The sequence below is a fragment of the Mycobacterium sp. P7213 genome, assembly GCF_900604305.1.
Lineage (GTDB): Bacteria > Actinomycetota > Actinomycetes > Mycobacteriales > Mycobacteriaceae > Mycobacterium.
In genome coordinates, this window is the sequence record NZ_UWOA01000106.1 from 1 (window position 1) to 1,027 (window position 1,027).

Consider the following 1,027-nt stretch of genomic DNA (forward strand, 5'->3'; position numbering starts at 1 on the left):
ACGGCTTCACCGACGGCTTCACCGGTGCTGACTCCACGGGTGTGGGTGTCGAAGGCGGCGCCGGTGGTGCTGGTGGTGCGGGTGGTGATGGTGGCCTGGGTGGTCTGAAGGCTGATGGTTCCGGGCGTGCCGATGATGGTCTGGGTGGTGCTGGTGGTGACGGCGGTGCCGGTGGTACCGGGTACACCGGTCAGGCCGGTGCGGACGCCACGGTGGCCGGTACTGCCGGTGGTGCTGGTGAGTCGGGCACCAATGGTGGCGCCGGTGGCGCTGGTGGTGCGGGTGGCACGGGTAAGGGCGGCGCGGCCTTGCAGGGTCTTGGTGGTGCTGGTGGTGCCGGTGGCTCTGGTGGTGAGGGCGGCGAGGGCGCCAACGGTGCCGATGGTGATGGCACGCATCTGGATGGTTATGCCGGTGGTGCCGGCGGTGCCGGTGGTGACGCCGGCCAGGGTGGTGCCGGTGGTGCGGGCCGGGGCCCGATCGTCGACGGTGTTGATGGCACCGCGGGTGCCGGTGGTGACGCCGGTAAGGGTGGTGACGGCTTCACCGGGGCTGACTCGCTGACCGCGGGTGTCGAAGGTGGTGCTGGTGGCACTGGTGGTGCGGGTGGTGATGGTGGCCTGGGTGGTCTGAAGGCTGATGGTTCCGGGCGTGCCGATGATGGCCTGGGTGGTGCTGGTGGTGACGGCGGTGCCGGTGGTGTCGGGTACACCGGTCAGGCCGGTGCGGACGCCACGGTGGCCGGTACTGCCGGTGGTGCTGGTGAGTCGGGCACCAATGGTGGCGCCGGTGGCGCTGGTGGTGCGGGTGGCACGGGTAAGGGCGGCGCAGCCTTGCAGGGTCTTGGTGGTGCTGGTGGTGCCGGTGGCTCTGGTGGTGAGGGCGGCGAGGGCGCCAACGGTGCCGATGGTGATGGCACGCATCTGGATGGTTATGCCGGTGGTGCCGGCGGTGCCGGTGGTGACGCCGGCCAGGGTGGTGCCGGTGGTGCGGGCCGGGGCCCGATCGTCGACGGTGTTGATGGCAC

General features: G+C 71.0%; 1 pseudogene. It reads left to right on the forward strand.

The features are described from left to right. Positions 1–1,027 (forward strand): annotated as a pseudogene (locus tag EJK91_RS22045) (PE family protein); the annotation flags it as partial.